Source organism: Mycobacterium sp., assembly GCF_049673265.1.
In the GTDB taxonomy this organism is placed as follows: Bacteria; Actinomycetota; Actinomycetes; order Mycobacteriales; family Mycobacteriaceae; genus Mycobacterium.
In genome coordinates this window covers 1-5,620 of sequence record NZ_JBATXN010000052.1, presented here as the reverse complement: position 1 = coordinate 5,620, position 5,620 = coordinate 1, and the positions used below count along the sequence as shown (strand labels likewise).

Here is a 5,620-nt window from a genome sequence, read left to right as displayed (position 1 = left end):
CACCGAACCGGACCTGGGCAGTGCAGGGATCCGCTCCACCGTTGGCATCATGGTCGACACAGCCGAAGAGGTCGACGAGCTGACCGAGCACATGCGCAACGCGGGGGCGCGCGTTACGAAAGAGCCCGTCGACGCCGAGTTCTTCGCCGGCCGCTCTGCCTACCTTTGCGACCCAGAAGACAACTACTTCGAAATCACCTGGGCCGAGCCGAACAACCCAATCACATTGCGCCGCATGACCCGAGCCTGACCGCTAGCTGGCGGGTAGTCCCGCTGCGGCGCGGATCTGACGGCGGGCTGCTTCAGCATCGACGTCGGGAAAGATATAGTGGCTCAACGCTATTCGTGCGATGGCACCCGCCATGTCATGCGGGGAAGCGGGAAAAGCGATGTCGGCCTCATCGGCGCATTGGGTGAGGACAGCCGCCAACACCTCTGCAACCGTGGGCAGCACGCGCGCCATTTCGTCGTTGACGAATCCTGGGTCGAGGTCGACGAGGCTGCGGGGCGGTTGTTCGCGAAGGAAGGCCGCAACGACATCGACTGCCGCCTCGAGCCGCTCCAGGCCCGATACGCCCGAGATGGCCTGCTGCATTGCCACGTTGATTCGCTGGTATTCAAGCTTCCCCAGCGCAGTGAGCAAGTCTTCCTTGGTGGGGAAGTAGCGGTAGAGGGTGGGTCGCGAAATCCCAGCAAGCGTTGCCACATCCGTCAACGACAATCTGCGGGCGCCCTGTTGACCGACGAGCCGCCGCGCCGCGGTGAGTATGCGTTCGGACTTATCCCTGCGATCCAACGGGGATTGACGTGCTGCGGACTCGCTCGCCACTCGGCTCATTCCAGGCGACCGAGTTTGCGCAGCCATCCGATGAGCAAGCGCAGCCCGTTGTCGAAGGACATCGGCTGATAATCGAGCCGCCGGCTGGTGAGGTTGTCGCGAGGCCTCGGCGTCCGCACTTGCTTCGCTGCGGCTTTGGCGATCGCCATCAACGTGGGGCCGAATTCGGCCGTCAGTGCCTCCGGGTCGGAGCGATAGTCCAGGTCCTCCACGCGGTGGTCGATGCCCGCGATCTCACAGGCGCGATTGATGCCGCCCGCGGTGCTGAAAGTGTCCTCCGGCCGGCCGATCAGCAAGTAACGTTCGCCCGCGACCCCTCGGTCCAGGGCAGCGATCGCTCCCGCTGCGACGTCGGCGCCGGCCACCCACGTCACAGGGAATGCCAGATACCGCTTGATCCGCCCTCGCATCCCGGCCAACAAGACGCGGTTGAAGCTGGTTCGGTGCAGGGCACGCTCGACGACCAGGCCCGGACCGTAAATCGCTCCCGGATGGCAGGTGAGCACGTCATCGCCCGCCTCGGCACGCTTGTGCGCTTCGAGAAACGCCGCGAGTTTGGTGACGGTGTAGGGGTCGTTTGGTGGCTTCTCGAGGACGGGCGCCTCCTCGAACGGTAGCCCCTTGCTGAGGTTGAGAAACGTGGCTGTGCTCAGCGCGACCACCCGACGAAAATCCAGCGTCTTTGCCGCATTCAGGACGTTCGTCGTACCAATCGTGTTGACCGCCTTGAAGTCTTCCAAGTCTTGGCTTGCGCCCCCAAGCAGTGCCGCGCAGTGAATCGCGGCCTCTGCTCCCTTCGCCGCGCGACGGACATCGTCGGCGTCCGAGACGTCGCCCTTGACGAGCTCGACACCGATCTCGGCGAGCGCGGCGGCCTCGTCGGGATTACGTACCAGCGCGCGCACGTGGTCGCCCCGCTCGACCAGCTGTTCGCAAACGTTGGACCCGGTTTGACCGGTGCCGCCGGTCACGAAGATGGTGCTGGGCACGATAGGCCACCCTTGTTGTTTTACATTCACAACACAAGACGTAAAGAAAGTAACACGTCACCTGCCGTTGTTCTAGGGTTTCTGCATGCCTATCGATCCCTCGAAGATTCTGTTGACCGACCGCGTTGCGGTGGTCACCGGCGGCGGAGCCGGTATCGGCCGCGGTGTCGCGGCAGGTCTCAAAGCGTTCGGAGCCACGGTCGCGATCTGGGAACGCAATCCAGAGTCGTGCGCCGCCGCGGCAGCGGAGATCGGCGCGTTGGGTATCACCACCGATGTCCGCGACAGCGCACAGGTCGACGCCGCGCTGGCGCGCACGGTCGCCGAACTCGGGCCGGTGACCATCCTGGTGAACAACGCCGGCGGGGTGTTCCAGTCCTCGATCCTGGAAACCACCGAGAACGGCTGGGATGCCCTGTACCGGGCCAACCTTCGCCACGTCTACCTATGCACCCAGCGGGTAGCTCGTGGAATCGTCGAGGAGAAGATGTCCGGCAGCATCGTCAACGTGACCTCGATCGAAGGTATCAGGGCCGCACCGGGTTTCGCGACGTACGCGGCGGCCAAGGCCGGTGTCATCAACTACACCAAGACTGCCGCCCTTGAGCTCGCGCCGCACGGCATCCGGATTAATGCCCTGGCACCCGATATCACGCTGACCGAGGGGATAGCTGCGATCGCAGGCCCGAATGCCGGCCAGCAGTTCGGCCTCGTTGTGCCGATGGGCCGAGCAGGCCATGTCGATGAAATGGCTTGCGCCGCAGTCTTCCTGGCGTCTGACATGGCCAGCTATATCACTGGCCAAACCATTCACGTCGACGGTGGGACCCAGGCGTCGTGTGGCTGGTACCACCACCCGACCACCGGTGAGTACGTTCTCGGCCCGGCGCGGTAACGTCAATCCGTCTTGGCCGCCACGTGGGTCGACATGCCCCCGTCGATGCAGATCATTTGGCCGGTGATGTAACGCGATTCGCCGGATGCCAGGAATACCACGAGGTCTGCGACATCCTCGGGCCTGCCCGGATAAGGTGTGAGGGTGGCGTTCCCCAGGCTCGCCAGTATGTCTTCCGAGAGATGTTTCTTGACTGCATCGGTCAGGATCAAGCCCGGCACAACGGTATTCGCTCGCACACCCTGCTTGCCGTGACTGGTCGCAACATACATCGTCAGCGTGTTTACCCCGGCCTTGGCGACGGCATACGCGACGCGGGTGCGGTCACCCGACAGCGCCGCCCCCGACGACATGTTGATGATCGACCCTCCGCCGGTCTGGACCATCGCCGGGATGGCGTGCTTGCACATCAACATTTGCGAGCTCAGGTTGACCGCGACCGAGCGCTCCCACACGTCGAGCGCCATTTCCGTCACTGTGGTGTCGCGGACCAGAAAATCGGAAGCCGTCAGGGCAGCGTTGTTGTGCAGGATGTCCAGCCGGCCAAACCGGGCGAGCGTGGACCGCACTGCCGCTTCGGCGGCGGCCTCGACCGACAGGTCGCCGCCGAGGGCAATGGCGTCGCCTCCGGATGCGACGACTTCGGCGGCGACCTGGGCTGCTTTGTTCTCGTCGATGTCGACGACCGCAACCGAAGCGCCCTCGCCCGCGAGAGCCTGCACAGTTGCCGCACCGATACCCCCGGCGCCACCCGTCACAATTGCTATCTTGCCGATCAAACGAGACACCTGCGCCGCCTCCCTCGCTAGTTGGCCCGCCGCCAATCGCACAACTGCCGCCGAACAAACCTGGACGGCGTTACGGTCAAGGTATGCCACGTATCGCACCGATCCCGATGGATCAGCTCAGTGAGCAATCGCGCGAAATAGTCGAGGGCGGCGTAGCCGATGGGCTATACGCCACACCAGTGCCGCTGCAGATCTTCGCCTATCGCAGCGCCCAACTTGCCCAGGTGAACATGGCGCGCACCTACCTGGGGGCTGACACGCTGCTGGGCGGCCGACTGTTGGAGCTCGTCCGCATTCGCAGCGCGCAACTGGGCGAATGCGAGCCCTGCAGCCAATCGCGTAAGCACGATTCGATCACCGACGACGATGTTGCATGTCTTCTCGCGCCGGGCCATGGCACGCTCACGCCGCAGGAGCAGATCGCCATCGAATTCCTTGATCTGCTCTCGGCGGATCACCACGCGATTGACGACGAGTTCTATCGGCGCCTCGGCGAGCACTTCACCGCGGCTCAGATCGTGGAGCTTGGCTTCACCTGCGCGTCGGCCATGGGACTACACCGCTTCATTCACACCCTGAACATCTACGGCGACTCAGCTCCCGTCATCCAGTACTCCCCCGACCAGATCGACCGCGCCGTCTGACGGCTTCTCGGCCAACCACCCCGACAAGTCCTGCACATCGCCAACTAGCTCTCGGGTGCGCGCGAAATCTGCTTGATAGGCAGGCAGGCGGGCCAACCAACGGAACATCATCTTGAGGTCGTGGTCGTCGCCCAGGACATCTAGGGGCAGTTGCACGTAGGTGGCGGGTAAGCCGAGCCGTTGGGCGATCCGCTCGGCGATCTGCTCGCCGGTCAGCTCATCACCGGCGATCTCCACCGGCGCCACCGCAGGCTCGCCCTTTGCCAAGATAGTCGCCGCCACCCGGCCGATGTCCCGCACCGAAATCATCTGCACCGCAACATCGCCAGGCAAGGGCATCGCGACGGCGACACGATCCCCGTCGTGCCGGATCATCATGCGCAGCGTCTCCATAAAGAACGTTGGCCGCACAAAGGTCACCGGGACGGACTCGAGTAGACGTTGCTCAATGCGATGCTTGCTTTCGAAATGCGGCACACCGCTGTCACGTTCGACACCGCCGATCGAGCTGTAAACCAGGAACGGCAACCCGGCATCGGCGGCGGCCGCCGCGATCACCTGCCCGTGGGCAACTTCGCGCTGCGGACCGTCCGGCCCGTCGTGGGTGGTCATCGCGAACGCCGCCGCAGCACCGTCGAACGCCGCCCGCACCGAACCGACGTCTTCGAGGTCTGCGTAGGCTACCTCGACTCCGCGCTCCGCGAGCCTATGAGCCTTGTCGCCGTTTGGATTTCGAATAACTGCGCGAATCGGGACTGCAAGGTTCAGAAGAGCGTCGACGACAGCGCCGCCTTGCTGGCCGGTGGCGCCGATCACTGAGATCAGCCCTCGGTGCCGTGATTCGCTAGGCATTTCGGCGAGCCTCCTGCGCTACACCGAACATCGTTTGGTGCTGGCGAATGAACGCCTCCAACGATTGCGGCGGGGCGCCGCCGATCGTTTCGACGACATCAGTCACTGCGTCGAATTCACCGTGCTGGTAGCTCACGGCCACGGCCGAGAGGTGCTCGATCAAGTAAGGCGACATACTGTCGAGCTCAGATAGGGCCTGCCGCCAGTGCTCGACGGGAAGGTCCACGTACTCCACCGAACGTCCTAGTACGCGCGTTAATTCGCGCGCCTGCTCGGTCATCGACAACGACACCGGGCCGGTGGGCACATACGTCTTGCCGGTGTGCTTGCCAGGATTGGTCAGGATGCCCACTGCCACCCGGGCGATGTCTGCTCCCGCGACGGGAGCGTGCCGTCCTTGGCCGTAAGGGAGATACATCTTGCCTTCGGCCGCAATGGTGGCGGCGGAGATGACCAGATTTTCCAGAAAGAACGGCGGGCGCAGGTGTGTGGCGCCGATGCCCGACCAGTCGAGCACGCGCTCGGCCAGCCAATGTTGGCGGGCTGCGGGGCTCGCGTGATCCGGGCGAGCCGTGATCTGGGACATGTTCACCAACGACTGCAAACCCGTGTGC

At 64.1% G+C, this 5,620-nt stretch carries 8 protein-coding genes; 3 read left to right on the top strand and 5 right to left on the bottom strand.

From position 1 onward, the window contains the following. Window positions 1–250: VOC family protein (locus WBF82_RS01835; protein ID WP_424381399.1), on the top strand; the 250-nt coding region annotated here is incomplete at its 5' end. 3 nt (window positions 251–253) lie between these two features. Here the strand turns inward: WBF82_RS01835 and WBF82_RS01830 are convergent. Together WBF82_RS01830 and WBF82_RS01825 are read right to left on the bottom strand one after the other, a co-directional pair. Continuing rightward, on the bottom strand, window positions 254–829 hold the full coding sequence (locus tag WBF82_RS01830) for a TetR/AcrR family transcriptional regulator (protein WP_424381398.1): 576 nt from the start codon (window positions 827–829) through the stop codon (window positions 254–256). A gap of 5 nt (window positions 830–834) precedes the next feature. Further along, window positions 835–1,827: an NAD-dependent epimerase/dehydratase family protein gene (locus tag WBF82_RS01825; protein WP_424381397.1), complete on the bottom strand. Its 993-nt coding sequence runs from the start codon at window positions 1,825–1,827 to the stop codon at window positions 835–837. An 85-nt stretch (window positions 1,828–1,912) separates the two neighbouring features. Between WBF82_RS01825 and WBF82_RS01820 the strand changes: the two genes are divergently transcribed. After that, window positions 1,913–2,722 (top strand): SDR family NAD(P)-dependent oxidoreductase, encoded by an 810-nt coding sequence (locus WBF82_RS01820; protein WP_424381396.1) that lies wholly within the window; start codon window positions 1,913–1,915, stop codon window positions 2,720–2,722. Window positions 2,723–2,724: 2 nt separating this feature from the next. Here the strand turns inward: WBF82_RS01820 and WBF82_RS01815 are convergent, their stop codons facing one another. Further along, window positions 2,725–3,480, bottom strand: a complete 756-nt coding sequence (locus WBF82_RS01815; RefSeq protein WP_424381395.1) for an SDR family NAD(P)-dependent oxidoreductase — start codon at window positions 3,478–3,480, stop codon at window positions 2,725–2,727. Between the two features lie 113 nt (window positions 3,481–3,593). Between WBF82_RS01815 and WBF82_RS01810 the strand changes: the two genes are divergently transcribed. After that, window positions 3,594–4,154, top strand: a complete 561-nt coding sequence (locus WBF82_RS01810) for a carboxymuconolactone decarboxylase family protein (RefSeq protein WP_424381394.1) — start codon at window positions 3,594–3,596, stop codon at window positions 4,152–4,154. Here WBF82_RS01810 and WBF82_RS01805 read toward each other — a convergent pair. Together WBF82_RS01805 and WBF82_RS01800 are read right to left on the bottom strand one after the other, a co-directional pair. Further along, on the bottom strand, window positions 4,104–5,006 hold the full coding sequence (locus tag WBF82_RS01805; protein WP_424381393.1) for an NmrA family NAD(P)-binding protein: 903 nt from the start codon (window positions 5,004–5,006) through the stop codon (window positions 4,104–4,106). The two genes, WBF82_RS01810 and WBF82_RS01805, sit on opposite strands and share 51 nt — an antisense overlap. After that, on the bottom strand, window positions 4,999–5,620 hold a 622-nt coding region (locus WBF82_RS01800), incomplete at its 5' end, for an NmrA family transcriptional regulator (RefSeq protein WP_424381392.1). The genes WBF82_RS01805 and WBF82_RS01800, both read right to left, overlap by 8 nt.